The sequence below is a fragment of the Promicromonospora soli genome, from assembly GCF_014653785.1.
GTDB classification, from domain to species: domain Bacteria; phylum Actinomycetota; class Actinomycetes; order Actinomycetales; family Cellulomonadaceae; genus Promicromonospora; species Promicromonospora soli.
The window spans coordinates 859,851-886,755 of the sequence record NZ_BNAS01000002.1 but is presented as its reverse complement, the minus strand read 5'-3'; the positions used below and the strand labels follow the sequence as shown (position 1 = coordinate 886,755).

Annotated in this window: 23 protein-coding genes and 1 pseudogene; 11 read left to right on the top strand and 13 right to left on the bottom strand. The window is 71.7% G+C overall.

Going from position 1 to position 26,905, the window contains the following annotated elements; translation table 11 throughout:
* Nucleotides 1-9 precede the first annotated feature (9 nt).
* From IE250_RS09740 to IE250_RS09720, 5 genes are all read right to left on the bottom strand, one after another.
* The gene (locus IE250_RS09740) at nucleotides 10-1,512 is read right to left on the bottom strand and encodes a class-II fumarase/aspartase family protein (RefSeq protein ID WP_189669042.1); all 1,503 of its coding nucleotides are present in this window, start codon (nucleotides 1,510-1,512) and stop codon (nucleotides 10-12) included.
* Nucleotides 1,513-1,988: 476 nt separating this feature from the next.
* A complete protein-coding gene (locus IE250_RS09735; RefSeq protein ID WP_189669041.1) occupies nucleotides 1,989-2,129 on the bottom strand; it encodes a hypothetical protein in 141 nt (46 codons plus the stop codon).
* Between the two features lie 159 nt (nucleotides 2,130-2,288).
* Nucleotides 2,289-3,179: a hydroxyquinol 1,2-dioxygenase gene (locus tag IE250_RS09730; protein ID WP_189669040.1), complete on the bottom strand. Its 891-nt coding sequence runs from the start codon at nucleotides 3,177-3,179 to the stop codon at nucleotides 2,289-2,291.
* A complete protein-coding gene (locus tag IE250_RS09725) occupies nucleotides 3,172-4,998 on the bottom strand; it encodes an FAD-dependent oxidoreductase (protein ID WP_229872298.1) in 1,827 nt (608 codons plus the stop codon). Before IE250_RS09725 ends, IE250_RS09730 begins: the two co-directional genes overlap by 8 nt.
* Before the next feature lie 94 nt (nucleotides 4,999-5,092).
* A complete protein-coding gene (locus IE250_RS09720) occupies nucleotides 5,093-6,127 on the bottom strand; it encodes an AraC family transcriptional regulator (RefSeq protein ID WP_229872297.1) in 1,035 nt (344 codons plus the stop codon).
* Nucleotides 6,128-6,225: 98 nt separating this feature from the next.
* On the opposite strand from IE250_RS09720, the gene IE250_RS09715 reads away from it, so the two are divergent.
* Together IE250_RS09715 and IE250_RS09710 are read left to right on the top strand one after the other, a co-directional pair.
* On the top strand, nucleotides 6,226-6,954 hold the full coding sequence (locus IE250_RS09715) for a histidine phosphatase family protein (protein WP_229872296.1): 729 nt from the start codon (nucleotides 6,226-6,228) through the stop codon (nucleotides 6,952-6,954).
* A gap of 15 nt (nucleotides 6,955-6,969) precedes the next feature.
* Nucleotides 6,970-7,461, top strand: coding sequence for a PH domain-containing protein (locus tag IE250_RS09710; protein WP_189669039.1), 492 nt, complete (start codon nucleotides 6,970-6,972; stop codon nucleotides 7,459-7,461).
* Here the strand turns inward: IE250_RS09710 and IE250_RS09705 are convergent.
* Nucleotides 7,448-8,227 (bottom strand): MerR family transcriptional regulator, encoded by a 780-nt coding sequence (locus tag IE250_RS09705; RefSeq protein ID WP_229872295.1) that lies wholly within the window; start codon nucleotides 8,225-8,227, stop codon nucleotides 7,448-7,450. The two genes, IE250_RS09710 and IE250_RS09705, sit on opposite strands and share 14 nt — an antisense overlap.
* A 41-nt stretch (nucleotides 8,228-8,268) precedes the next feature.
* Here IE250_RS09705 and IE250_RS09700 point away from each other — a divergent pair, with 41 nt between their 5' ends.
* Nucleotides 8,269-8,742: a DUF6194 family protein gene (locus IE250_RS09700; protein WP_189669038.1), complete on the top strand. Its 474-nt coding sequence runs from the start codon at nucleotides 8,269-8,271 to the stop codon at nucleotides 8,740-8,742.
* Between the two features lie 77 nt (nucleotides 8,743-8,819).
* Here the strand turns inward: IE250_RS09700 and IE250_RS09695 are convergent, their stop codons facing one another.
* Nucleotides 8,820-9,596, bottom strand: a complete 777-nt coding sequence (locus IE250_RS09695) for an MOSC domain-containing protein (RefSeq protein WP_189669037.1) — start codon at nucleotides 9,594-9,596, stop codon at nucleotides 8,820-8,822.
* A gap of 38 nt (nucleotides 9,597-9,634) precedes the next feature.
* On the bottom strand, nucleotides 9,635-10,876 hold the full coding sequence (locus IE250_RS09690; RefSeq protein ID WP_189669036.1) for a metallophosphoesterase family protein: 1,242 nt from the start codon (nucleotides 10,874-10,876) through the stop codon (nucleotides 9,635-9,637).
* A gap of 134 nt (nucleotides 10,877-11,010) precedes the next feature.
* Here IE250_RS09690 and IE250_RS09685 point away from each other — a divergent pair, with 134 nt between their 5' ends.
* The 4 genes and pseudogenes from IE250_RS09685 to IE250_RS09675 all read left to right on the top strand — a co-directional run bounded on the left by IE250_RS09685 (nucleotide 11,011) and on the right by IE250_RS09675 (nucleotide 15,112).
* Complete coding sequence (locus IE250_RS09685) at nucleotides 11,011-12,135, top strand: metalloregulator ArsR/SmtB family transcription factor (protein WP_189669035.1); 1,125 nt, start codon at nucleotides 11,011-11,013, stop codon at nucleotides 12,133-12,135.
* A pseudogene (locus tag IE250_RS09680) lies at nucleotides 12,132-13,853 on the top strand (FAD-dependent oxidoreductase); the annotation flags it as partial. The gene IE250_RS09685 and the pseudogene IE250_RS09680, both read left to right, overlap by 4 nt.
* Nucleotides 13,854-13,910: 57 nt before the next feature.
* Nucleotides 13,911-14,363, top strand: coding sequence for an arsenate reductase ArsC (locus tag IE250_RS24475; protein WP_268247807.1), 453 nt, complete (start codon nucleotides 13,911-13,913; stop codon nucleotides 14,361-14,363).
* A gap of 62 nt (nucleotides 14,364-14,425) precedes the next feature.
* The gene (locus tag IE250_RS09675) at nucleotides 14,426-15,112 is read left to right on the top strand and encodes an aquaporin (RefSeq protein WP_189669186.1); all 687 of its coding nucleotides are present in this window, start codon (nucleotides 14,426-14,428) and stop codon (nucleotides 15,110-15,112) included.
* Between the two features lie 53 nt (nucleotides 15,113-15,165).
* Here the strand turns inward: IE250_RS09675 and IE250_RS09670 are convergent, their stop codons facing one another.
* Nucleotides 15,166-16,719, bottom strand: coding sequence for an FAD-dependent oxidoreductase (locus tag IE250_RS09670; RefSeq protein WP_189669033.1), 1,554 nt, complete (start codon nucleotides 16,717-16,719; stop codon nucleotides 15,166-15,168).
* 116 nt (nucleotides 16,720-16,835) lie between these two features.
* Here IE250_RS09670 and IE250_RS09665 point away from each other — a divergent pair, with 116 nt between their 5' ends.
* Together IE250_RS09665 and IE250_RS09660 are read left to right on the top strand one after the other, a co-directional pair.
* Nucleotides 16,836-17,240 carry an ArsR/SmtB family transcription factor gene (locus IE250_RS09665; RefSeq protein WP_189669032.1) on the top strand — a complete coding sequence of 135 codons (405 nt, stop codon included), beginning with the start codon at nucleotides 16,836-16,838 and terminating at the stop codon, nucleotides 17,238-17,240.
* 47 nt (nucleotides 17,241-17,287) lie between these two features.
* Nucleotides 17,288-18,496: an arsenate-mycothiol transferase ArsC gene (locus IE250_RS09660; RefSeq protein WP_229872293.1), complete on the top strand. Its 1,209-nt coding sequence runs from the start codon at nucleotides 17,288-17,290 to the stop codon at nucleotides 18,494-18,496.
* Here IE250_RS09660 and IE250_RS09655 read toward each other — a convergent pair.
* Nucleotides 18,381-19,604 (bottom strand): hypothetical protein, encoded by a 1,224-nt coding sequence (locus IE250_RS09655; RefSeq protein WP_189669031.1) that lies wholly within the window; start codon nucleotides 19,602-19,604, stop codon nucleotides 18,381-18,383. The genes IE250_RS09660 and IE250_RS09655 overlap by 116 nt on opposite strands.
* Before the next feature lie 215 nt (nucleotides 19,605-19,819).
* On the opposite strand from IE250_RS09655, the gene IE250_RS09650 reads away from it, so the two are divergent.
* Nucleotides 19,820-20,572: a VOC family protein gene (locus tag IE250_RS09650; protein WP_189669030.1), complete on the top strand. Its 753-nt coding sequence runs from the start codon at nucleotides 19,820-19,822 to the stop codon at nucleotides 20,570-20,572.
* 7 nt (nucleotides 20,573-20,579) lie between these two features.
* Here the strand turns inward: IE250_RS09650 and IE250_RS09645 are convergent, their stop codons facing one another.
* From IE250_RS09645 to IE250_RS09635, 3 genes are all read right to left on the bottom strand, one after another.
* A complete protein-coding gene (locus IE250_RS09645) occupies nucleotides 20,580-21,224 on the bottom strand; it encodes a nucleoside/nucleotide kinase family protein (protein ID WP_189669029.1) in 645 nt (214 codons plus the stop codon).
* Nucleotides 21,225-21,295: 71 nt separating this feature from the next.
* On the bottom strand, nucleotides 21,296-21,778 hold the full coding sequence (locus IE250_RS09640) for a CoA-binding protein (protein ID WP_189669028.1): 483 nt from the start codon (nucleotides 21,776-21,778) through the stop codon (nucleotides 21,296-21,298).
* Nucleotides 21,775-23,151, bottom strand: a complete 1,377-nt coding sequence (locus IE250_RS09635) for an O-acetylhomoserine aminocarboxypropyltransferase/cysteine synthase family protein (RefSeq protein WP_189669027.1) — start codon at nucleotides 23,149-23,151, stop codon at nucleotides 21,775-21,777. The genes IE250_RS09640 and IE250_RS09635 overlap by 4 nt, the downstream gene beginning before the upstream one ends.
* 172 nt (nucleotides 23,152-23,323) lie before the next feature.
* Here IE250_RS09635 and IE250_RS09630 point away from each other — a divergent pair, with 172 nt between their 5' ends.
* Entirely contained in the window at nucleotides 23,324-26,797 is a 3,474-nt protein-coding gene (locus tag IE250_RS09630) for a S41 family peptidase (protein ID WP_189669026.1), read from the top strand.
* The last annotated feature ends 108 nt before the right edge of the window (nucleotides 26,798-26,905 follow it).

Genomic DNA, 26,905 nt, shown 5'->3' with positions numbered 1-26,905 from the left:
GTCCTAGGACTACAGGCCGACGAGCAGCAGCTCGTCCGCGGTCCGCGCGTCGGGGGCGATCCGCCCGGAGGTGACCGGGTCGGCGGCGTCCTCCTCCTTGGCCAGGTCGCGGACGAAGAGCGGCACGGGCTTCGCCGTACGGGCGCTGAACTCGAGCCGGTCGGCGACGGCGCGGGCGTGCTGCGCCATGTCGTGCGCGATGGTGATGCTCTCGCCGAGGTACGCGCTGGGGTCGATCAGCCGGCGGATCTCGTCGCGGTCGAAGTACGCGCTGACCGTCGCGTTCCGCACCAGCAGGTCGAGGAACTGCGCGTCGCCGACTGCCGACTCCTGCGCCACCTCGTACACGACCTCGTGCGCCTTCTGCCGGCCGATGCGTTCGCCCAGCTCCATCATGAGCGACTCCGAGCCGATGAGGCCCTCGCTCAGGGCAAGGTTGGCGCGCATCCGCTGCTCGTCCAGCTCGAGGCCGTCCAGGATCACGTCGAGGCGGGTCAGGATGTCGCCCGCGAGGACGATGGCGCGCTTGACGGTCTCCTCCAGGAGGTCGGTCATGCCGCCGTTGGCCTCGTGGTCGTGCTGCATCGACTCCAGAGCGGGGGCGGCGAGGGCGCGGAGCTGAGCGCTCATCGACAGGAGGTCGAGAGCGAGCTGCGGGTTGCGCTTGTGGGGCATGGTCGAGCTGCCGACGGTGCCGTCCGGGATGGGCTCGAACGCCTCGCCGAACTCCGGCTGCATCATCGAGTAGATGTCCTTGCCGATCTTGCCGGCAGTCCCGGCGACCTGGCCGAGGACGAGCACGAGCTCGACGATGCCGTCGTTGATCGCGCGCGACGGGACCGGCATGGTGCCGAGCCCGAGGTGGTTGGCGACCCGGCGCTCGACCTCGCGCCCGGCGGGCCCGAACGACGCGAACGTGCCGACGGCGCCGCCCATGAGGACGCGGAACAGCCGGTCCTCGAGGCGCTCGAGCCGGTCGGTGTGGGCGGTGAGCTCGTCGATCCAGACCGCCACCTTGAAGCCGAAGGTGACCGGCACCGCGTGCTGGCTGTGCGTACGGCCCGCCATCGGCACCGCGGCGGACGCCTCGGCCTGCTTCGACATGCCGCGCAGCACCTTGGCGAGCAGGTCCTTGACGGAACGGTGGGCGTCACGCAGCACCAGTACGTCCGCCGTCTGGGTGATGTTCTGCGTGGTGGCGCCCCAGTGCACCCAGCCGCCGTACTCCCGCCCGACCACGCGGGCGAACTCCTCGATGAGCGGCATCAGGGGGTGGCTGGCCGACACCGTCTCGGCGGCGACGCGGACGAGGTCCAGCTTCTCGATCTGTGCGGCACGGGCGATCGTCTCGCCTGCCGGCTCCGGGATGAGGCCCACCTCCGCCTCGGCGAGCGCCAGCGCCGCCTCCACGTCGAGCCTCGCCTGGAATCGGTTCTCGACGCTGAAGAGGTGCGCGATCCCGGCGTCGGGCACGCGTCCGTCAGTGAAGTGTCGAATCGATTCGCCGTTCATCCCTGGTTTCCCCACTCAGTTCATGTCGCCGTGCGGTGACTGGACGCTCTCGCCGGCCCGTCCCCACTTGGGACCAGGCGGCCGGCACGTTCCTTCTCCACGTCATACCCGGCCGCCGCGGGACCTTGCCCGGCGGCTTGCCGCGCAGTACTCGCTGTGTCGAATGCCTCTGCATCGACCTGCTGTACCGAATTGTGGAAGAACATGCCTCCTCCAGGCTAGCGGATATGTTTCCGAAATGTAACGCGAGTGAGGTCCGTCACATCGAACGTGGCCGCCACACGGCCCCGGACCTGCTGTTTCGACGCCGATGGACGGTCAGGGGGTGAACTTTTGGAAGAACGTGGCGCATCTCGCATCGCGGGACGATCCCGCTCAGCCGGCAACGCAGAGGGCCCGGCCGCTGCGCCACCGGGTGGCGTGCGACCGGGCCCTGAGTTGTAGGGACCAGCTGTTCGGCGCGAGCGCGGTACGGGTCAGGCCGCAGGCGCTTCGTCCGCCGAGGTCTCGTGTTCCTCGCGTTGGGGGGCGAATGCCTCGATGGCACTCCGATGCAGGAGCGTGGTCCGGCGAGGGTTGGCGATGGAGTGGTACTGGGCGTCGTCGGCGTCCGTCATGGTCCTCCTCCGGTGCAGGCGTACGGCTACGGTGCACGTGGTTCACCGCTGTTGTGCGGATCAACCATTTTTGTCGATACCTGGTCACGGCGTCGACTGAAGGACCTGTGACATCGGCCTCACCGATCCGTCAGATCCGCCGTGAGATCCGCCAGGAGCTCAGTCGCCGGGCGCCAGGACGACGTCGAACCGCGTGCGGGCCCAGGTGCCCTCGACCGCACGACCGTCCGGTGTCGGCGTGCCCGCCGGAAGCTCCTCGAAGTCCATGACCAGCGACTCCTTGACCCCGAACACGGAGTCGGCGGCGAGCAGCTCGTCGCCGCGGACGAAGATGTGGGTCACGAGCGTCCGCAGCCCGGGGGCGGTCACCATGAAGTGCAGGTGCGCCGCGCGCATGGGTGAACGGCCCGACGCCGCGAGCAGCGCGCCCACAGGTCCGTCGTGCGGGATCGGGTACGGCGTCGGCGTCGTTCCCCAGAAGCGGTAGCCGCCGTCGTCCTCGGAGAAGAGGTGAGCGCGGCCCGCGATGCGATCATCGCCGTACTGGACGTCGTAGAAGCCGTCCTCGTCGGCCTCCCACACCTCGATGCGCGCGCCCGGCACCGGCTTGCCCGCAGTGTCGGTGACCGTGCCCTCCACCCAGCACGGCTGGCCGGGAGCGCCGCCGGCGATGTCGCCGCCGTTGGTGATGCGCGGCGCGTCGTCCACGAAGAACGGGCCGAACACCGTCGCCTCCGTCGCGTTCGCATACGCCTGGTTGTTGATGGCGATGGTCTGCATCGAGGCGCCCAGCACGTCGGAGAGCAGGATGAACTCCTGTCGCCGGTCATCGGTGATGTGGCCGGCGGCGGTGAGGAACTCGATGCCCTGGTTCCACTCCTCCTCGGTGATCCGCACCTCGCGCAGGAACGCGTGCAGGTGCCGGGTCAGGGCCTGCAGGACGGTCTTGAGCCGCTCGTCGTCGGCGCCCTCGAACGACGCCACCACCCGGTCGGTGAGCTCCTGCTCTCGGGCGGCCTGCTCGTCCGCGCCCGGGCCTGGCTCAGCCATCCTGATCGCTCCGGCCGAGCACCGACCTCAGCGCGTCGCCCAGCTCCCGCGCCGGGTCGTCGGCGAGGATCGGCGCCCGCCACGCCACGTGCGAGTCCGGACGGACCAGGATCGCGCCCGACTCCTCGACGCCGCGCATCTTCGCCCAGTCGTAGTAGGTGTCGATGACGTCCCGGCCCGGCCCGATGACCACCGCTTCGAGCGGCACGCCGAGCTCCTCGGCGACCTTCGCCGCGGCGTCGGCCCATGCCTCGCCCGCGATGCCGGTCACGAGCGTGAACTGCCCGTACGGGGTGAGGTCATGGGTCGAGCGCTTGTAGCCGCGGGCGTCGGCCACCCACACGTGCGGGAACCGCGCGCCCGGGACGGTGGACTGCTTGTAGTAGAGCTCGGGGTCGCGGACGTCCACGGGCCGCGGCGACCCGTCGGAGACGGTCGCGGCAGACTCGTAGAACTGGCCCATGTCCACGCCGTGCGCGTTGAACTCGTAGTTCTTGAGGTCCATGGCTTCCACGAGCGCCTTGCGCTTGGCCTCGCCCGCCGGGGTGTTCGCCTTGCGCTCGTCGATGGCGGCCTGCATCGCCTCGGGAGTCTCGGCCTCCAGGACACCGAGCACCTCCATGAACCGGAACTCGCCGCCAGACTTGTTGGCCCGCAGCACGATCTGCTCGGCGACGGGCGCGCGCTCGGTCGAGTACGTGTCCAGCAGCGACGGCGACGCCTGCCCACCCAGCACCGCGGCGATCTTCCACGCCAGGTTGTACGAGTCCTGGACCGACGTGTTGGACCCGAGGCCGTTGCTCGGCGGGTGCCGGTGCACGGCGTCGCCGGCACAGAAGACCCGGCCCCGCTGCAGGTGCGTCGCGTACATCTGGTTGTTGCCCCACAGCGAGTAGCCGGTGATCTCGACGTCCAGGTCGTCGACGCCGACGAGCTGGCGCACGATCTCGGCCGCGGCGACGTCGTCGAGCTGCGGCGGCTCGCCCGCGATGTCGTAGCCCCAGACGATGAGCCACTCGTTCCACGGCCGGACCATGCGGACCAGGCCCGCGCCGATCCCGCCGACGTCGGAGCCCGGCTGCAGCACCCAGTACAGGACGGAGGGGCGGTGGCCCACGAGGTGCGTGAGATCGGCCTTGAAGGTGATGTTCATGGAGCCCGCGATGTCCATGGCGCCCTCGAACGGGAGGTCGATGTCGGCGGCCACCTGCGAGCGCGCTCCGTCGCCGCCGATCAGGTATTTCGACCGGATCGTGTACTCCGTGCCGGTGACGCGGTCGAGCACTCGGGTGCTGACGCCGTCGTCGTCCTGGGTGTGGCTCAGGTACTCCGTGGAGAACCGTGACTGCGTGCCTCGCTGGGTGGCGTTCTTGACCAGGATCGGCTCGAGGTAGGTCTGCGGGATGTCCACCGTGAGCGACGGGGAGGCGAGCCGCGCGTCCGCCTCGCGCGCGGGGTGCGTCTCCCAGGTGAGGATGCGGCCGATCTCCTCGCCCGCGATCGTCGTGCAGAACACCGTGTCGCCGACCAGCTCGTGCGGCGTGGCGTCCGCCAGGACCTGGTCCTCGATGCCCAGGTCGCGGAAGATCTCCATGGTCCGCTGGTTCGTGATGTGCGCGCGGGGCGTGTTCGCCGTCCAGCGGTACTTGGTGATCATGATGTTGCCGACCCCCAGGCTGGACAGGAACAGCGCCGCGGACGCGCCCGCAGGCCCCGATCCCACGACCAGCACGTCGGTATCGACGACTATGTCGCGGTCCGGGGTGGCCGGGTTGCTGGGGAGAGCGGTCTGGGTCTGTCCGTCGTCGAACTCAGGCATGCGCACAGGATCGCGTGGCCTCCCACCTGGGAAAAGGGCAGGCCATGGAAGTCGGCGGAAAGTCTCAAGGTGGCGTGTCTCGCGGCGGCCTGTCTCACGTACGGACGGGGAACGCGTACCGGCGGGCCTCCGACGGCGACATGCCCGCCTGCTCCCGGAACACGCGCGAGAACTGCGCCGCCGACGAGAAGCCGCAGCGCAGGCCGATGGCCTCCACGGTGTGTTCCGCGTAGGACGGCATGCGCAGCATGCGACCCGCCATCTCCACGCGGTGGCGGGCGACGAGCCGCGGCACGCTCGTGCCCCGCTCGGCGAACACACGCGAGAGCTGGCGCTCGCTCAGGCCGATCGCGTCGGCGATCCGGCGCGCGGACAGCGTGGGGTCGCGCAGCCACTGCCGCACGTACTGCTCGGCCGCGGCGAAGTGCGCGCCGGCGCCCTGCGCGCCTGACGCCGCAGGCTGCGCGACCACCGCTGCGATCAGGTCCAGCGCCGCGCGCTCGTCGGCCGCGCCGTCGCCACGGGGCCCCACCGCGCGCGCGACCAGGGCGGCCAGGGCCGCCGCGTACGTGTTGGTACCCCACCTGGTGTCCGACGCCGACAGCGCGCCCCGCGGTGCTCCCGACGCCGGTCCTGGACCCGGCGCACCGAAGTCGATGACCTGGGCGGTGCGCGGCATCGTGCCGCCTACGGAACGGAACACGTCGTAGGGCACCTTGACCGCGAGCTCCTCCAGACCCTGAGAGAACCCTCGCAGGAACGGCCGGTCGGCGTCGCAGACCAGGAGCTGGCCGGGGCGCAGCATCCGCACGCCGTCGTCGTGATAGAAGAACGCCTCGCCCACGAGCGTGAAGTAGAGGGCCACTGACTCGGTGGGGCGGGCGCGGACCGTGCGCGCCGTGCGCTCGACGGCGTGCGGGTTGGCCTCGACGTGCGCCAGGTGCAGCCGGTCCAGCTGGAGGTTCGCCTCGGACGCCTCGAGCACCGCGTCCTCGAGCATGCGGCACTGCAGCGCCACCAGGGCGTCGGCGTTGTGCTCCTCCCACAGCTCGATCCGCCGCGCTGTGGGCAGGCCTCGCGTGGAGAAGTGGTCGACGGCGCCCCGCGACGCCGGTGTGGCACGGGTCACGGTGATCAGAGTAGGTGCAGCGTGAGCGCCTGGCCGCGAAAGAGAGAAACGACTGCGACAGGGGTGCGCTCAGCCGTCGAACACGGGATGCTCGTGCCATGCCGGACGAGACGATGCCCGCGACCCACTCGGCCACCCACCCGGCGGCTCGGCCCGCCTCCCGGCCCCCGACACTGAAGCCCACGCGCGACCCGCAGCTCGTGCTGCTCCGGCACGGCGAGACCGAATGGAGCGCGAGCGGGCAGCACACGGGCCGCACGGACATCCCGCTCACCCCTGCGGGCGAGGAGCAGGCCCGGTCCGCCGGGGCGACCCTGGCCGGCTACGAGTTCGCCGCCGTCTACACGTCCCCACTGGGTCGGGCGCGGCGGACGGCGGAGCTCGCGGGGCACCCGGACGCCATCGTCGACGAGGACCTCGCCGAGTGGGACTACGGGCCCGTCGACGGCCGCACCTCGCGCGACGTCTCCGAGATCCTGGGGCGCGAGTTCCTCATCTTCGACGACGGCGTCGGTGTGCTACCGCCGTCGGTCGAGCACGGCGGGGGCCGACCGGGCGAGACGCTCGACCAGGTGGCCACGCGGGCGGCCCGCGTCGTGGCCCGGGCGGAGCAGACGCTCGCCGGTCAGGCAGGGTCGGCAGCGGGGACCGGCGGCGACGTGCTGCTCGTCGCGCACGGCCACCTGCTGCGGGTGCTCGCCACCGTCTGGCTCGGCGTCGATCCGCGCCTCGGCGCCCGGTTCGAGCTGGGCACCGCCGCCGTCTGCCTGCTGGGGTACGGACACAGTCTCCGCACGATAGAAGGATGGAACCTGGCTGCCCAGTAGGGCAGTATTCGCGGAATGAGGCAAGAGCACCTCGCCGACGGCGAGACCATCGTGTTGCAGCTCCGCACCCACCCGAAGAAGGTCGTCAAGCCGATCCTCCTGCTCGTGCTGCTGCTCGCGGTCCTGGTCGCCATGTGGGCGCTGCCGCTGCCCGTCGACGGGATCGTGCTGTGGTTCGCGACGCTCGTGCTCGTGGTGCTGGGCCTGGCCGCCGCCATCGGACCGTTCCTGCGCTGGCGCACCACGCGCTACATCGTGACCAACCAGCGCGTCGCGCTGCGCACCGGCATCCTGACGCAGACCGGCCGGGACATCCCGCTCTACCGGATCAACAACGTCACGTTCGAGAAGCAGCTCAGCGACCGGTTCTGGGGCTGCGGCACCCTCGTGATCTCCGACGGCACCGACCAGCCGGGCATGGTGCTCGACGACGTGCCCGACGTCGAGCGGGTGCAGCGCACGCTGCAGGACCTGGTGCAGCAGGGCAAGCAGCTCAGCGACGACTGATCCGGGCCCCCGGCGGCCGGGCCGGAGGAGCAGGCTCCAGGACGGCGGCGAGGTCCGCGCCGGCGCGGAGCAGGGCGACCGTACGGGCGGCGATCTGGTCGAGCCGCCGATCGAGGATCCGACGGGCCTCGATGATCCCTTCGACGACGCCGTCGGGCCGGCGGAGGGTCGCGACGACGTCCCGGACCGCAGGGATGCCGTAACCGCTGGCACGCAGGGCGGCCACGATGCGCGCCTCGCGGATGGCCGCGGACCCGTACTGGCGAGCACGCAGGGTGGTCACGCGCATGGGGACCGCGAGTCCCTCCTGCTCCCAGAACCGGAGCGTGGACGTGCGCACGCCGAGGGCGGCGGCGAGCTCGGTGATGGTCATGGTGTCGGGGTCGCCGCCGTCGGTCCCGGCCACCTCGCCCTGGATGGCGCTCAGCGCCTCCTGCGCACGGATCGCCTCCTCGCGTTCGCGCGTCAGCCGGACGTGCACGGCCCCGATCGCGGCTGCGGCCTCGGCGAGGCTCCCGGTCGTCCGGTCGGCGAACAGCTCGGCCAGCAGTCGCCGCGCGGCCACCGGCCCGGCCGCGCTCGCGAGCCCACGGTATGCGCGCAGCGCCTGGACGTGCGCCGGCGCGTAGGACCGGTAGCCGCTAGCCGACCGGCTGGCCGGCGGAATGACGCCCAGCCGCTCCAGGTCCCGGACCTGCTGCAGGGAGTAGCCCGACTCCCGCGCGACGTCGGCCGTGCGGAGCGGTCGCCGGTCGTCCTGTGCCATTCGCCAACCCCACATAAGCACTTGAAGGTGATGCTTGAACTATGAGCACCGACCTGAGTATCGACCAGATCATCGGCACCGTGCGGGGGCTCGACGGCTCCCTTGTCGTCGCGCCGGCGGCCGGCGACCCCGCGTTTCCTGAGCTGGCCTGGGGCGACGCGTTCTTCTACTACGCTCCGGACGGGCAGATGCCCAGGACCGTCCAGCCGTACGGGACGATCGTCACCAAGAACTACCCGGACGACACCGCCTCGGACCTCGACCCGGCGGGCCGCTGGCGCGTGAACGTCCACGTCGACCGTGCCACGTTCCACGAGCTCACCAGCGACGTCGCCGTCGACCCCGCCACGCCCGACGTCGTGCAGCCGCACCCGGTCTACGGGTCCGCCGGCTGGATCGCCGTCGTCAATCCCGGACGTGAGACGGGGGACACCGTGCTCCGGCTCCTGCGCGAGGCCCACGAGGCCGCCCGAGCTCGCTTCGACCGCCGAAGCGGGGTGCACCCCGGCAGCTGAGCATGCGGTTGCTCCCGCGTAGAGCGTCGGATCCGGGAGCACCCGCAGGGTCAGCTCCCCGGTTCCCGCTCGCGGGGCTAGTCGACGACGGCGCGTCCCGCCGCCTGCTCGCTGCGCCGCAGCATGTCGACGCTGAGCCGGATCTCGCCCATGGCGTGCGCGTTCAGCAGCCGCTGCGCCAGTGCCTCCAGGGTGTCCGGGTCGGGGGCGCCCTTCTCGTCGGGCACGAGTGTGGCTGCGTCGCCGACGACGGGTGCCAGGTCGCCCGCGCGCTCCGGCCGCAAGCCCGCCGTCGGGCCCTCCCCGCGCGCGACGCCGTACCGCCCGGCGAACCAGTCGGAGACGGTCACCCCGTGCACGGGCGTGTGCACGACGTCGACGGCATCTCCCGCACCGATCTCGCCGTTCTCGATCACACGGAGGTAGGCGCCGGTGCGGTTCGCCTGCGTGAACCGGCGGACCCAGCGCTGCTCGCCGAGCCGGCGGCCGAAGGTCTGGCAGGGCACGCGTGGCTGTGTCACCTCGAGCAGCGCCGAACCGACCCGCCACCGCTCGCCGATCACCGCGTGATTCACGTCCAGCCCACGGGTGCGCAGGTTCTCGCCGAACAGGCCGGGCGTGATCTCCCGGCCCAGCTCGGCCGACCAGAAGTCGGCGTCCTCCTGCGCGTAGGCATAAACGGCCTGGTCACGCCCACCGTGGTTCGCGCGGTCGGCCTGCACGTCCGCGTACAGGCCGAGGGGACGGACCTTGATCCGCCCCTCGACCGGACGCTTGTCGATCGCCGTGACACCCACGGTGCCCGCGTCGGGATGGAGCACGTAGACGCGGCAGACCGCGAGGAGCTCAGCCATGCGCCCATGCTCTCATCTGCAGGCTGAGCTCCTCGGGATCAGCGCCCTTCCGGCAGGGGGAGCGGCTCCATCCACTGGTCGTTCGCGGTGAGGTCGATGCCGTACTCGCCGGCGAACCGCATCCGCGTGCCGGTCAGCACGCCGTCGGCCGACTCGTCGAGGTCGTAGACGCGCGCGCCGCGCAGCCGGTTCCGTTCGGCACCATCGAGGCCGTACGTGCCGAACCCCGTGTTGCCCGCGTACCCGAGCTGCACACCGTAGTAGTCGCCCACGTAGGTGTTCACGTGGTCGTGGCCGCAGAACACGCCGCGCACGTCGCCGCGGTGCTGGATCGCCGAGAACATGCCGGAGTTGAACGGCCCGGGGCACTCCTCCTCGTTCCGCTCGCCCTCGATCCGGTGCCGCGCCCTGCCGCGCTCGTGGTCGGCGTCGGACCGCCCGTCGACCGAGCCGAACCACATGAACCGGTACTCCCACAGCGGGATGTGGATGAACATGAGGGACGGGACCGCGTGCCCGAACTGGCGCTCCAGCTGCACCGACGTGTCGTAGTACCACTTGACCTGGTCCATGCGCAGCCAGTCCCACGTGGGGTAGCCCTCGAAGTCCTGGCCGGCCAGCAGGTCGGGGGCGTACCGCCCGGAGTCGAGCAGCCAGAGGTTGAATGCGGGCCGACCGTTCGTGCCCTCGATCAGCAGGTTCGAGTTGCCCTGCCCAGTGATCGGGCCGTCGGCGCCGCGGGCCGTCGGGCCGTTCACGTTGTAGCGGTACGACCGGTAGAAGGCCAGCATGTCGGCCTCGTCGACGCCGCTGTCCGGCGTCGAGTCCTCGTCGTGGTTGCCGAAGGTGATGGCCCACGGCACCGCCCGCTCCTCCATCGGCTGCACCACGTTGTTCATCGCCTGGTGCATCTCGAGCGCGGTGTCGCAGCCGCCCGTGATGTTGTCGCCGTTGAGGACCACGAAGTCCGGCCGCTCGTCGTCCAGCACCGCACGCATGAGCTCGAGCGTGCGGCGGTCGATCTTCTCGTCGTCCTGCGTGTCGTTGAACTGCACGATCTTGAACTTGCCGTCCCGCCCGAACCGCAGCGAACGCTGCGGGTGCCGGCCCAGCAGCGTGGCGCCCGACGCCGGCGCGGCAACGCCCGCCGTCGCGACGGTCGCCGCGCCGAGGCTGCTCAGGGACAGGAACGTCCGGCGGTCGACGCCGCCCGCTTGGCTCTCGGCCGTCTCGCCGGGGATGATCTCGCTCGGCGTGGCGCCGGGTGTCTGCTCACTCATGCCCACGACGATCGGAGGCCGGGCTGGCGCCCGCCCGACCAGCGGGTGGACCCACGATGACGGTCTGCTGAACGCCTGCTGCCGAGTGCGTACCCACGCTTGCGGACTGTATCGACGAGTGTCAACATAGAGATATGTCGATACAGCGCGGGAGTGACGGGATAGCTGCGGCGACGTCGGCCGAGGCGCACGCGATCGGGGCCGACGCCGCCGCCGATCTCGCCGCGACGCTCAAGGCGATTGCCGACCCGCTGCGGCTCCGCATGCTGTCGGCCATCGCCACCTCGCCCACCGGCGAGACTACGGCGGGCGAGCTCGCGACCCTGACCGCCGTCCTGCAACCCACCGTGTCGCACCACCTCAAGGTGCTGCGCGACGTCGGCCTGATCACCTCCGACCGGCGCGGCACCTGGGTCTGGTACCGGATCGCGCCCGGCTATCGGGGCGCGGTCACGACCCTGCTGGACCGGTTCGCCCCGGCCGCGATCGAGGTGGCGCGCGCTGCGCACATCACCCAGGCCGGGCCCGGCGGCCCGGACGGGCAGAGCACCTTGACCGGCCTCGGCAACGTGGACCCGGCCCTCGACCGGCTCGCGGCGTCGCTCGCCGAGCGCTTTACCGGCACCCCCGAGAGCGAGTGCTTCCGCGTGGTCCGGGAGTCGTACGCGGCGCTCGCCCGCCGTGGCGGGAACGCCGCGTACCTGGTCGCGCTCACGGAGCACTTCGCGCGGCAGCGCCTCATCGACGCGGAGAAGGTGCGGGCGCTGGACGCCGGGCACAAGCCACAGGTGCTCTTCGTGTGCGTCGCCAACGCCGGGCGGTCGCAGCTCGCCGCCGCCCTGATGCAGCACTATGCAGGAGACCGGGTGGTGGTCCGGTCCGCCGGTTCCGCGCCCGCGAGCGACGTGCACGCGGCGGTGCGCGCAATCCTCGAGGAGCTCGGCGACACGGCCGCCGCGGACACGGTGGACGACGTCACCCGCTTCTACCCCAAACCCCTGACCGACGACGCCGTCCGCGCGGCCGACGTCGTGGTGACCATGGGCTGCGGCGACGCGTGCCCTGTGCTGCCCGGCAAGCGGTACGAGGACTGGATAGTGGGCGACCCCGCCCTCGCCTCCCCGGCCGGGGTCGCCGCCATCCGGGACGAGCTGGACGGGCGCGTGCGCGGACTGCTCGCATCGCTGCTGACGCCTCCGCCGACCTTTGTGCCGACCTCCGTGCCGACCTCTGTGCCGACGACTGAAGGAACCCGATGAGTACCTCGCCCGACCTGAGGCCCCACCCGAGACGGCCCGTGCAGCCCGATCTGAAGATCGTCGTCGTCGGGTCGGTGGCGGCCGGTACGTCGGCCGCCGCGAAGGCGCGCCGCAACACCGAGACCGCGCAGATCACCGTGTACGAGCGCGACCACGACATCTCCTACTCCGGCTGCGGCCTGCCCTACTTCGTGGGCGGCGAGGTCGCCGACATCGACGACCTGACGCCGCGCGACCCGGCCTGGTTCAAGGCCCGGTACGACGTCGACGTGCACACCGGGCACGAGGTCGTCGCGGTCGACGCGGACGGCCGCACCGTGACGGTCCGCGACCTGGCCACCGGCCGCATGTTCGTCGACAGCTACGACGAGCTGGTGCTCGCGACCGGCGTCCGCGCCGTCGCTCCGCCGATCCCCGGCGTGGGCGCCACCGGCGTGTTCTCCCTGCGTACCCCCAGCGACGCCGGCGCCATCCGCGCATGGATCGAGGACAGCGAGTCGAGGGGCAGGACGGTGCGGAGCGCCGTCGTCGTCGGGGCCGGCTACATCGGGCTCGAGATGACGGAACAGCTCGTGGCCCGGGGCCTGTCGGTGACGGTCGTCGAGGCGCTCGACCACGCCATGCCCCGCATGGACGCGGACATGTCCGCCCGGGTCGACGCCGAGCTGCGCAAGCACGGTGTGGATCTGCGGCTGGCCACGAAGGTCGTCGGTATCACGTCCGACGACGACGGCGTGGCCGGCGTGGAGATCGACGGGGTCGGTAGCGGGGTGGGAGCAGACACGGCGCACATCGACGCGGAGCTCGTGATCATCTCCGTCGGCGTCCGGCCCAACGTCGACCTTGCCGAGCAGGCGGGTGTGCGGCTCGGCCCGACAGGCGCCGTCGCCGTCGACCGCCGGCAGCGCACCAGCGTTGACCATGTCTGGGCGGTCGGGGACGTCGCCGAGTCCTTCCACGTCATCACCGGCGAGCCCGTGTGGGTGCCGCTCGGCTCCACCGCGAACAAGATGGGCCGCATCGCGGGCGACGCGATGACCGGCGGGCCGCTCGAGCACCGCGGGATCCTCGGCACGTCGATCGTGCGGGTCTTCGACCTGGGCGTCGCCCAGACCGGGTTCACCGAGGGGCAGGCGCGCGCCGCCGGGTACGACGTCGAGGTGCTGCACAACATCAAGCCCGACCGGCCGGAGTACCTGGGCGGCAAGCCCCTGGTCATCAAGGCGGTCGCCGACCGCGCGACCGGACGGCTGCTGGGCGCACAGGCCATCGGGGCGTCCGGCGCGGACAAGCGCATCGACGTGCTCGCCACCGCCATCACCTACGGGGCCGACGTCGCCGACCTGTTCCACCTGGACCTCGCCTACTCCCCCACGTACGCCACCACCAAGGACCCGGTCCACTACACCGGCATGGCGTTGACCAACGCCATCCACGGGCAGGCGCCGCTGGTCGCCCCGGCCGAGCTGGACCGGCGCCGGGCCGACGGCGAGCCGATCCAGGTGGTGGACGTGCGCTCCGCGAAGGACCGCGCGAAGTCCGCAGTGCCGGACTCGGTGCACATCCCGCTGGCGGAGCTGCGGCAACGGTCGGGCGAGCTCGACCCGGCGCTGCCCACGGTCACCTACTGCAACAAGGGAGTCACCGGGAACGCGGGCCAGAACGTGCTGCGCAACCTGGGGTTCGCGGACGTCGCGAACCTCTCGGGCGGCAACCAGAACTACCAGCAGAACTACCGGCTGAACAGAAACCCCCGAACCACACTGGAGAGCCCCGTGCCCGTATCCGTTCCTGAGACGTCGAGCGCCAGCTCGAGCTCGACCAAGCCGTCAGCCCTGTTCGTCTGCGTGCACAACGCGGGCCGCTCCCAGATGGCCGCCGGATTCCTCCGAGCCCTGTCGGCCGGCGCCGTCGAGGTGCGCTCCGCCGGGTCCATGCCCGCCGAGCAGATCAACCCCGTCGCCGTGGAGGCCATGCTCGAGGTGGGCATCGACATCCGCGACGAGAAGCCCAAGATCCTGACGAACGACGCGGTCGAGGCGTCGGACGCCGTCATCACGATGGGCTGCGGCGACGCGTGCCCGTACTACCCGGGCAAGAACTACCAGGACTGGGAGCTCGACGACCCCGCAGGCCAGGGCATCGAGGCTATCCGCCCCATCCGCGACGAGATCGAGCGGCGCGTACGCGGCCTCCTCGCCGAGCTCGGCGTGCAGCCCGTCGCGTGAGCGCACCGGTGAGCGCGGCCCCGGGCACCCCCGTGTCGGCGCCTGTGAGCGTGAGCGCGTCGTTGTGGCGGCGGACGTCTGGTGAGTTCCTCGGGACGGGGCTGCTGGTCGCGATAGTGGTCGGGTCCGGGATCGCGGCGGCGAACCTGTCGCCGGACGACGTCGGACTGCAGCTGCTGGAGAACTCGATAGCCACCGCGCTCGGGCTGGCCGTGCTGATCGCCGTGCTCGGGCCGCTGAGCGGGGCACACTTCAATCCCGTGGTGACCCTGGTGGACTGGCTCCTCGGGCGGCGCCAGCCGGGGGGCGCGGGACTCGGCGACGTGGCCGCGTACATTGCCGGGCAGGTGACGGGGGCGATCGGCGGCGCACTGCTGGCGAACGCGATGTTCGGCGAACCGACGGCCATCGCGACCACCGACCGGGCGTCGGGCGCGACGCTCCTCGCCGAGGTGATTGCCACCGCCGGCCTCGTGCTCGTGATCTTCGGTCTGCTGCGCGCCGGCCGCGACACGCTGATCGCACCGGCGGTGGGTGCCTACATCGGCGCCGCGTACTGGTTCACCAGCTCGACGTCGTTCGCCAACCCGGCGGTCACCGTTGGCCGTGTGTTCAGCGACACCTTCGCGGGCATCGCCCCGGACTCGGTGCTGCCGTTCGTGCTGGCGCAGCTGGTCGGCGGGGCGGTCGGCGTGGGGCTGGCCACCGTGCTGTACCCGGCCCGGGCGGGTGTCGCTGGTCGCTCCTGACCGTTCTGCCGAGGTAGTCATGGCTACCTCGGCAGAACGGACCGGCGGCAGGTTCAGTCGCCGGAGCGGCCGTGCACGACCCCGGTGCCGAACCCGAGACCGGCCCCGACCGGGGCGGCCCCGATCGATACCTGCTGCGGGCCTGCCGGAGCGCCGCAGCACGAGCCCTCCCCCGATGCAGCCGCGACGAGCCCGTCCGGTGAGACCACGCCGTTCTCGTCGGCCGCCATCGCGAGGTCGGACGAGCAGACGCCGGTCTGCGGAAGGCTCAGCTCCACGGCGTCTGCCGCTGCGCGGTCGCCGGCCAGCGCCGCCGCGATCGAGCGGACCTGCTCGTAGCCCGTGGCCAGCAGGAACGTCGGGGCGCGGCCGTAGGACTTCATCCCGACCAGGTAGAACCCGGCATCCGGGTGGGTCAGCTGGGCCTCGCCGTGCGCGGGGACGGTGCCGCAGGAGTGGAAGTTGGGGTCGATGAGCGACGCGATCTGCCGCGGCGCCTCCACCACGGGGTCGAGGTCGAGCCGGACCTCCCGCAGCATCGTCAGGTCGGGGCGGAACCCGGTGGCGGCCGCGATGTTGTGCACGGTCAGGTCGAGCGCGCCGTCCTCGCCGTCGCGGCGGGCGGTGCCGAGAACGCGCACCGTCTTTCCGGTCCCGCTCGCCCCGTCGGTCTCCCCGGAGAGGGGCTCCAGCCGGTCGATCGCCACCCGCGTGAGCAGCTCGACCCGGCCCGCCTCCACCGCGTCACGCAGGCGGGTGCCGAGCAGGCCGCGCGCCGGGAGCTCGTCATCGGTCCCGCCGCCGTACAGGCGGCGCGGCGACCCGCCGCGGATCGCCCAGGTGATCCGGGTCTTCTGCCCTGCGTCGTCCTGCTCGGCAAGCTGGACCAGGCTGAGCAGGGTGTTCGCCGCCGAGTGCCCCATGCCGACCACCAGCGTGTGTCGTCCCGCGAACCGCTCCCGGTCACGGCCGAGCACGTCCGGCAGGGCCCCCGCGAGGAATCCCGCCGACTCCTCCTCGCCCAGCGCCGGCAGGCCCGAGACCCCGAGCGGGTTGGGCTGGTCGAACGTCCCGGACGCGTCGATCACCGCCAGCGCGCGGACCTCCTCGACGGTGCTGGTCCGGCCTGCAGGGCCGTCCGCACCGCGGTCGGTGGCCAGCCGCACCAGGTACGGCATCCGCTCGCGCCCCAGGGAACGGGAGCGGTCCGCCCCGTCCCGGGTCACGGCGAGCACTCGCGTGCCGTACCGGACCTGCGCTCCCGCACGGTCGACGAGCGCCTCGGCCAGGGGCTGGAGGTACTGCTCGACGAGCTCGGCGCCGGTGGGCAGCGCGTCCGGGCTGGGCTCGGTCCACGGGTTCGCGGCTGCCCCGGCACCGGCCGCGAGCAGGCGGCGGGCCGCGGCGTCGACGTCGTACCGCCACGGAGAGAAGAGGCGCACGTGGCCCCACCGTGCGATGGCGGCACCGGCGCCGTCGCCGGCCTCCAGGACCAAGGGCTTGAGCCCACGCTCGGCGAGGTGCGCCGCAGCGGCCAGGCCCACGGGCCCCGCGCCGATCACCACGACCGGAAGGCTCTGCGCTGTCGTCTGTCCCACTGTCGTCATCTTTGCCGTCACCGTCTTCCCTGTCACCCGTGCCTCGGCGACTTCAGATCGAAGATCGTCGATGCGTTGCTAGCCCGAACATATCCAGAAACTTCGATGCGTGGCAAGATGGGGGCATGACGACGATCGTGCTCGAGCTCTCACCGGCCGTGTCGACACCCGATCCGACGTCCGACGCGACATCCGCGGCTCCGACGTCGGGCGCCTGCTGCGCCCCCATCGTGCGTGAGGCGGCCGACCCGGCTGCGGCCGCCGACCTCGCCCGCTCCTTCAAGGCGCTGGGCGACCCCACTCGCGTGCGGCTGCTCTCGATCGTCGCGGCGCACGAGGGCGGCGAGGCCTGTGTGTGCGACCTCACCGAGCCCGTCGGCCTGAGCCAGCCCACCGTGAGCCACCACCTGAAGATCCTGGTCGACGCCGGTCTGCTCGCCCGGGAGCAGCGCGGGAAGTGGGCCTACTACTCGGTGGTGCCCGGCTCGCTGGACCGGCTCGGTGCGCTGCTCAGCGAAGCGGCGAGGTAGCCTCGCTCCTGGCATTCGGCCACACCGCCGTCGGCCAAGGAGAATCCATGAACCCCGACGAGCTGCGCTCCGCGCAGCGGCTCACGATGGCGAACCCCGAGCGGTTGCGTCTGCTGGCGCGTATGCTCACGCACCCCGCGGGCCGCTCCACCGCCGAGGATCTCGCCCCGCCGGCCGGAGCGGACGTGGGACAGGATCTCGAGGCGCTGGTCGCGGTGGGGCTGGTCGCCCTCGTCGGGCCGATGCCGCCTGGAGCTCAGGCTGAGCGGTCGCTCTCTGACCGTTCGCTCTCCGACCGGTCGCGCTGCCGGCGCTCGCGCTCGAACGCACCGCTGTACCGCGTGTCGTCGCGCGGGATCGCCGGCTTCGGGGCTGCGGCCCTCGCGGCCCCACGCCACGCGGGCGAAGCGGCGCTCGACGTGCGCGATCACGACGCTCTCCTTGCCCGGCTGACCGAGACGCTCTCCGCCGGGTTCGCCGCCAACGCGGGCGCGGAAACCGTCGACCGGCTGGTCCGCGAGTGCTATTCGGCGCTGAGCAAGCAGGGCGGGTCGTTCGGGCACCTGCCGGCGCTCACCGCGTGGCTCGCTACCGACCGTCTCGCCGCCATGGCCGAGGTGACCCACGGCTCGCCACACGATGTGCTGTTCGTCTGCATCACCAACACGGGCCGGTCCCAGATCGCGGCCGCGGTCACCCGGCGCCTCGCGGGCGACCGCATCCGCGTGCGCACCGCCGGGACCAGGCCGGTGGCCGAGCCCGACGCGATGACGGAGACCGTCCTCGCCCGCCGCGGCCTCGACGGGCTCATCGAGTTCCCGCGCGAGCTCACGGACGACATCGTGCGGACCTCCGGCGTGATCGTGACGATGGGCTGCGGCGACTCCTGCCCCGTCTACCCTGGGCGCCGGTACCTCGACTGGCCCCTGGACGACCCGGCGGGCCGCTCGGTCGAGGAGGTCGAGCGCATCGTCGACGACATCACCGCGCGCGTGCGGGCGCTGATCGCGGAGATCGACGCGGTGGAGGCTTCGCCGGGGTCGGGGGCCGACCCGCTTCCTGCGGGACTAGCGCGGCGCGGGCTACCGCGCCTGGCCTGGCGTCAATGGAGCGCCGTCGCGACCGCGCTCGGCGCGAAGGTCAGCGAAAGGCGCGATAGCCCGTTGGCTCGACATCAAGTCCCCACGTCTCGAGCGCCCAGGCCGCGGCGTCGCCCATGGCTGCCGCGAGCGCCGGGAAGTCCTGGCGCAGGTTGAGGGCTCCCCATCGCCATCGGGACACCATGAGCTGCCGGTAGGACGGCGACTGGCCTGCCGGCCCGACGAGCGGGCGTCCCTCCACGGTGCTTTTCCACAGCCAGCCGGTGACGAGCACCAGATAGACCGCGCACGCTTGCCGGACGGCGAGACCCCAGCCGGGGTCAGTGACGATGTCAGGCGCCTGCTCGGCGAGGCCTGCCGATAACTCGGTGAGGAGCATGTCGGTGAGGCCGGGCGGCGGGTCGAACACACACCAGCACGTCGCGAAGGGCAGAGCTGCGTACGCAGCCGCGAACGCGGCGTGCTCCACGTCGGTGCCCTCCAGGTCGAGGAACCACCAGCCGTCCGGGCCGAGCACCGCGTTGTCGGGGCAGGTGTCGGTGGGCGAGACGATCGCGGCCGCGCCCGGGGTGCGCAGGTGCTGGGTGGCGGCGAGCTCGGACTCGATCTCGGACCTGGTCGGTGGTGTGGTGGTGGGGCTGGCATGGGCGCTGCGGCCGGGACTGGTACCGGCACTGCGTGCTGTCGCGGCTTCGAGGAGGCGGTCGACGCCGTTGCGAAGCTCGGCCTCCGCGTTCCAGGGCTCGGCGTCGGCCAGTCGGTGCCGAGCCTCGGCGACCTGGCCGCGGGAGCCGCCCGTCGCCTGCCCGAGCGCTCGCGCCCAGGTCCGAGCGCCCTCCCAGGCCGCGCCCCGGTCGTCGCCGAGGAGCAGGTCGGCAAGCGTGGGCAGGTCCCCGAGATCGGACATGACGATCAGACGATGCTCCCGATCCAGCGCGAGCAGGCTCGGCGTGCGCGGGCACAGGTCGAGGCCGGTGCTCTCGCGCACGAACCCGCCGTCGTCGGACAGGAACCGCTTGACGATCACCGTGGCCGGGAGCTGCTTGCCTGCGGCTGCGTGCTCGGCCCGTTGCTCTTCGTGCGCCTCGACCCGGCAGCGGAGCACGCGCGAGCGGGCGGAGCCGCCAAGATCGGCGGGGTCCACGAGGCGCGCGCCGGCGAACCCGGCGGTATGCGGTGTCGCGGTCGGAGCTGCGGTGTCGAGTGGTGCCGCGCCCCATGCCGCGGCGAGGGCCTTCTCGGCGAGGGTGATGGTGTCGAGCACCGGGCCAGTGTGCCTGCGGTCCGTGCACGATGACCAACGTATTCACAGGGTTGTGGACAACCCCTGTGGACAACCAGGCTGACTGTCTCGTCGCAGGTGACAGCCGCGAAACGCGTCGCTCGGGGACTATCCGGTGGGGAATGTCAGTGGCTTGGTGCAAGGTGGTAGCTAGTCCGACGCATTCTTCGTGAGACGACCACTCGAAGGGCTGAACCATGACCGAATCAACTCCCGCGGAATCCGACGCCACCCGACCCGCCCCCGGTGGGGTGGGTTCTCTGGACACCGTCGTCCTGGACACCCCGGACATCGTCGCCGAGGCGGACTTCTGGAAGGCCCTGACAGGCGGCACCGTGTCAGCGGAGGACGACGACTGGATCACCGTCGTGACCCCCGACCAGTGGGGCATCGCGTTCCAGCTCGCGCCCGATCACATGGCGCCGCGGTGGCCGGGACAGGAACGCCCGCAGCAGGCGCACATCGACCTGTACGTCCCAGATCTTGCGACGGCGAGCGCCCGAGCAGTGGAGCTCGGGGCCACCGTGCTACGGGAGAACGAACAGTGGATCACCCTGGCCGATCCCGCCGGGCACCCCTTTGACCTGTGTCTCAAGGAAGACGCTGACGGCATCACCGTCATGGGGACCACCTTCGACTGTCCTGACGCGTCCGCGCTCGCCCAGTTCTGGTCGGGCGTCATGGGCGAGCCAGTGACCTATGACGCCGACGGGGTCGCCATGATCGGCGGCTCCAAGCCGATGCTGTTCCAATCCGTGGAGGGCTACAACGCACCGCAGTGGCCGGATCCCGAGCATCCGCAGCAGGTCCACCTCGATGTCGAGGTGGCCGACCTCGACACCGGCGAGGCTGCAGTGCTTGCGCTCGGCGCGACCCGCCTGCCGGGCGGGAACAGCGGGTTCCGGGTGTTCGCCGACCCGGTGGGGCACCCGTTCTGCCTCGTTCACTGACAGTGCGTCACGCGTGCACGAGGGCAGGGTGGTCCGGATGGTCGACCCGGACCACCAGGTCGGGCGCGCTCTCGATCTCCTGGGTGTACCGCTCGTAGGCGGGGAGCACCCACGCTTCGTCAGGCGGCGTCCGACGCCGGAGCGTCGCACGCTTGAGCGCGAGGTGCACCGAGATGTCGACGGCAAGCCCTCGGCCGATCGCGAGCGCACCGTCGAGCAGAACAACGGTGCCCGGTGCAGCGCGGACATAGCCGGCACGCGTGGCGCGGTCGGTCTCGGGGTCGCGCAGGCTGGGCAGATACTCCTGCTGCTCGACGACGCGCGTCAGCACCTCGCGGTTCATTGAGCCGACGTCGATCCAGCCGTCGAGCAGACTGTCCGGGTCCTCGCGCCCCCGCTCGAGGCGGAGGGACCGCGGACGGAGAAAATCGCTGACCCTGACGCGTGCCGTGGGGCGGCCCGCAGCTTCGAACGGTGCGACGAGCGCATCGGCCAGCCGCTCCGGGTGCGTGGACGGGTGGCCGTCGACGAGCAGCCGGACCGCGGTGCCGCTGTGCCGCTGCCCCACCGGCCCGTCAGCACGGGCAAGGACGAGGTCGACGACGCGCTCGACGAGGAGCGCCTCACTGACCGGTTCTACGCGTGTGCTCATCGTGCAGTGACTCTATGGCTGATCTCGTCGGGCTCCGGCAACGCCGTACGCGCGAGCGGCGAGATCCGGCTCTAGCGGTCCGCCCGGCGGGAGCTGATCACGCCCGTGTCAAAACCCGCCAGGTGGAGCCCGCCATAGAACCGCGCGTGCTCGATCTTGATGCACCGGTCCATCACTACGTTCAGCCCGGCAGCCTCAGCGTCGCGCGCCACGTCCTCGTGCCACGAGCCGAGCTGCAGCCACAGGGTCCTGGCTCCCACCGCCAGCGTCTCGGCCAGCACGCCGGGCAGGTCCTCGTGCCGCCGGAAGACGTCCACGAGATCGGGGACGACCGGCAGCTCGGACAGGCTCGGGTACACGGGATGCCCCAGGATCTCGGTCGCCCGCGGGTTCACGAAGTACACGTCGTACGGAGAGGAGGAGAGCAGATATGTCGCCACGAAGTAGCTCGCGCGCGCCGGGTTCGGCGACGCCCCGACGATCGCTATCGACCTGGTCGAACGCAGGATCCGCAACCGGTCCTGGGCGCCCGGGCCCTGCCAGGTCTCGCTCATCTGTTCATTCCGGTCGCCGTGGTCAGAGCCTGGTCGAGATCCCAGAGGATGTCCTCGACGTCCTCCAGGCCCACGGAGATGCGGACGAGGTCCTCGGGCACGCCCGCCGCCTCGAGCTGCTCGATCGTCAGCTGTTGGTGCGTGGTCGACGCCGGGTGGATCACCAGGGTTCGCGAGTCGCCGACGTTCGCCAGGTGCGACGCGAGCTGGAGCGACTCGATAAACAGCCGGCCGGCTTCGCGGCCGTCGAGAACCGGCACGTGGTCCGGTGGCCCCACCCCGACCCGCCCGTCGTCCCCGACCGCGGTCCCGCCGTCCCCGGCCGGGACCTGTAGACCGAACGCGAAGACCGCACCCGGGCCGAGCGGCAGGTATTTCTGCGCTCGCTCGTGGTGCGGGTGCGACGGAAGGCCCGCCCAGAGGACGTAGGAGACGCGCGGGTCGGCGTCGAGCCACTCGGCCACAGCGCGGGCGTTCGCCAGCTGCGCGTCCAGTCGTTGCGGAAGGGTCTCGATGCCCTGCAACAGCTGGAAGGCCGACTGCGCCGAGAGCGCGGGGCCGATGTCACGCAGCTGCTCGGACCGCAGCTTGGTGAGAAACCCGTACTCGCCGAAGTTTGCCCACCACCGCACGTTCCCGTAGGCCGGGACGGGCTCGGTCATCTGCGGGAACTTGCCGTTGCCCCAGTCGAACCGGCCCGACTCGACGACGACGCCGCCGAGCGTGGTGCCGTGCCCGCCGAGGAACTTCGTCACGGAGTGGATCACGATGTCGGCACCGTGCTCGATCGGCCGCACCAGGTAGGGCGTCGCTAGCGTCGCGTCCACGACGAGCGGGATGCCCGCGGCGTGGGCCACCTCGGCGAGCCCTTCGAGGTCGGCGATCTCGCCCGACGGGTTCGCCACGACCTCGGTGTACAGGACCTTGGTCTCGGGCGTGATCGCTGCGGCGTAGTCCGCTGGGTCCGTCCCGGGCACGAAGGTCGTCCGGACCCCGAATCGGCGCAGCGTGACGTCGAGCTGCGTCACCGTTCCGCCGTACAGCTGAGCGGAAGCGACCACATGGTCCCCCGCGCCGACGAGCGCGGCGAACGTGATGAACTCGGCCGACATGCCCGACGCCGTCGCGACCGCGCCGATGCCGCCCTCCAGCGAGGCCATCCGCTCCTCGAGCGCTGCGACGGTCGGGTTGCCGATGCGCGAATAGACGTTGCCGTACTTCTGGAGCGCGAAGAGGCTCGCGGCGTCGTCGGTGTCCTGGAACACGAACGACGTGGTCTGGTAGATCGGCACCGCCCGTGCCCCGGTCGCCGAGTCGGGGATACCGCCGGCGTGGAGGGCCCGCGTACGGAACCCGAAGGTGTGCTCAGTCATCGTCCTGCCTTCCGGCCGGTCGGGCGCCCTCGATGGGCCAATGGAACAGGAAGTCACATGGCCCGCACCAGACCGTTTCATGATGTGGGACCACGATATGGACACCCCATGGACGCGCTGCCGTGAGCGATTTCCGGTGACGGGTGTCAGACGCCCCGAGTACGTTGAACCGGTGACCCAGCCCTATCTCCGGTTCCCCCATATCCATGGCGACCAGGTGGCCTTCGTAGCCGACGACGACGTCTGGCTCGCTCCCGTGTCCGGCGGCCGCGCATGGCGTCTGACCAGCGATCATGCACCCGCGACGACGCCCCGCTTCTCCCCCGACGGCACGCGCCTCGCCTACGTGTCCCACAAGGACGGCCACCCCGAGGCCTACGTGATCGAGCTGGCCGACGGCGCCACGCGGCGCCTCACCTGGCTCGGCGGCACCACCACGATGGTGCTCGGTTGGGACGACGCCGGCCGGGTACTCGTCTCGTCAAACGCCGGCGCGCACGAACGCTCGCTGACGGTGGTGCGCGCGGTCGGGCTCGACGGCGTCGTCGAGGTCCCGCGCTACGGGCCCGCCTGGGGCGTCGCCGAGCATCACGGTCCGGACGGCGCGCGCACGACAGCCATCGTCTCCGCCGGCTACCGCACCCCCGCCTACTGGAAGCGGTACCGCGGCGGCACGGCCTCGGTGCTGTGGCTGGACCGAGGCACGGACGACTGGCAGCGCCCCCTGCCCGACGACGAGGCCGGGGCCTACGACCCGATCTGGATCGGCGACGCGCTGGTCTTCACGTCCGACCGCGGGGCCACCTTCCCCGACCACGCCGACGAGCAGGCGAACCTCTGGGTGTGGGACGGCCTCGCGACGGGCGCGGAGACGCCCGAGCCCCGACAGCTCACCACCCAGACCGAGGCCGAGGGCTACGTCCGCGATGCGGCGTCGGACGGTTCGCGCATCGTGTGGCACAGCCGCGGCGACCTCTGGCTGCTCGACGCGCTCGACGGCACACCACGCCGGCTCGACATCACGCTCACGGGCGCGCTGCCGCAGCCGTACTCGACCCACCCGGACTCGTCGCCGAGCAGCATCGACGGCCTCGCCGTCGACAAGGCCGGCGACGCGAGCGTCGTGGGCTGGCTCGGCACCGCGTTCTGGGTCACCCACCGTGCGGGACCAGCCAGGGCGCTCGTCGCCGACCCGTCGATCCGCGTCCGGGAGCCCGTGCTCCTCGGCGACACTGGTCGCGCCGTCGTCGTGACGGACGCGCCGCGCAGCACCGCGGAGGGCGAGAGCAGGGAGGACGCGCTCGAGATCCACGCTCTGCCGGGCGTCTCCGGCGGCTCCCCGGACGCCGCGCCGCAGCGCCTCGCGGGCGGAGAGCTCGGCCGGGTGCTGCACCTGGCCGCGAGCCCCTCCGGCGACAAGGTCGCGGCCATCTCGCACGACGGCCGGGTCAGCCTGGTCGCGCTGCCCGCCGGCGAGACCGACCGGGAGACCAGCGGCAACGCCGACGCCGTCGCGCCGGGCACCATCACCCTGCTCGGCCGGTCCACGAACGGCGAGGCGGAGTCCCCGACATTCTCCCCGGACGGGCGGTACCTCGCCTGGTCCAGCCCGACCGGCGTGGAGGCCGACCACCACCAGATCCTCGTGGCGGACCTGCACGCCGAGACCCCGACGGCGACCCCGCTGACCTCAGGCCGATTCCACGACTTCTCGCCGGCGTTCAGCGACGACGGCAAGTACGTCGTGTTCCTCTCGGACCGCACGTTCGACCCGTCCTACGACTCGCACGAGTTCGCCCTGTCGTTCAGCGCGGCCACCCGGCCGTGGCTCATCCCGCTGGCGGCGACCGAGCCGGCACCGTTCGGGCCGAGCGCCGACGGCTGGCGCCTGGGCAAGCCGGACGGGAAGGACGGCAGCGACCACGACAAGGACCACATCAGGGACGGCAGCAAGGACGGCGGCGAAGCCGGCGACAAGAAGCAGGACGCGAACAAGCACGACGAGCCGTCATCACCCGACATCGACTTCGACGGCGCCGAGGAGCGCGTGGTGCCGTTCCCGGTCACGTCAGGCCGCTACCGCGACCTGCACGCCGCCAAGGGCGGTGTGCTCTGGGTGCACGAGACCGACGACGCGGGTGCGCTCGGCTCACGGCACGCCGCGGTGGAGGGCGACCCCGTGCCCAACGCGCTGCAGTTCTGGTCGTTCGAGGCGCGCAAGGCTACGGACATCGCGGAGAAGGTGAGCAGCTACGCCGTGTCGGGCGACGGCGAGCGCGTGGTGATCCGGTCCGGATCGAGCCTCAGCACCCAGTCGGCCACGAGCAAGCCCGGCGACGACGACCCGAGCGCCTTCGACATCGACCTGTCCCGCGTCCGCTACGAGGTGGACCCGCGGGCACAGTGGCACCAGATGTTCGACGAGAACGCCCGCATCATGCGCGACCACTACTGGCGGGCAGACATGAACGGCGTCGACTGGGACGGCGTGGTGGCGCGGTGGCGTCCGCTCATCGACCGGATCGCTACGCACGACGACCTCGAGGACGTGCTCTGGGAGACGGTCGCCGAGCTCAACACGTCGCACGCGTACGTGCGACGGCCGCAAGAGCCGGGCGACACGGCGCGCAAGCTAGGGCTGCTCGGCGCCGACCTCACCCGTACGCCCGAGGGCTGGCGGATCGAGCGAGTGCTGCCGAGCGAGTCGTCCGATCCGGGGGCACGGTCGCCGCTGCGGGCGGCCGGCGTCGACGCACGACCCGGTGACCTGATCGTCGCTGTGGACGGGCGGCCCGTCGACCCGGTGGCCGGCCCGGCGGCGAACCTGGTCGGTGCGGCCGAGATCCCGGTCGAGCTCACGCTGCGCAGGCCCGCGAGCAACACCGAGGGTGAGCCGGACGGCGATACGGCAGGCAACGAGACAGCCGGCCGGGACCGCCGCGTCGTCGTGGTGCCGCTCGCCAACGAGTCGGACCTGCGCTACCAGGACTGGGTGCGGTCGCGCCGGCAGTACGTCGCCGAGAAGTCGGGCGGCCGGCTCGGGTACGTGCACGTCCCGGACATGATGAGCACCGGGTGGGCGCAGCTGCACCGCGACCTGCGGCTCGCCGCGGACTGCGAGGGCATCGTCGTGGACGTGCGGTTCAACGGCGGCGGGCACACCTCGCAGCTCGTGATCGCGCGCCTCGCAGCGCGCGTCGCGGGCTGGGGCCTGAACCGGCACTACGACCGCCCGAGCTCCTACCCGGACCGCGCGCCGCGCGGACCGGTCGTGCTCGTCACCAACGAGTACGCGGGGTCCGACGGCGACATCGTGAACGCGGCAGCGCAGGCGCTCGGCGTCGGGCCGGTCGTCGGTGTGCGGACCTGGGGTGGTGTCGTCGGCATCGACGGCCGTTTCGAGCTGGTGGACGGCACCGGCATCACCCAGCCGCGGTACGCCTTCTGGCTCGACGGCAAGGGCTTCGACGTGGAGAACCACGGTGTCGACCCCGACATCGAGGTGCGGCATACGCCGGCTGACTACTTCTCCGACGTCGATCCGCAGCTCGAAGCGGGCATGGCCGAGGCGTTCCGCCAGCTCGCGGAGCGTCCGGCGGCGGCGCCCCCGGCCCTGCCGGAGCCGAGGGTGCGACGCCGGCAGTAGCCGACCCTGGCCTAGTGACGGTCCGGGGAACGGTTTGCGCGTGGGAACGGGTAACGGAGAGGGAGCATTGCTACTTCTCCGTTACCCCTCTCGGGCAGTGACAGTTCC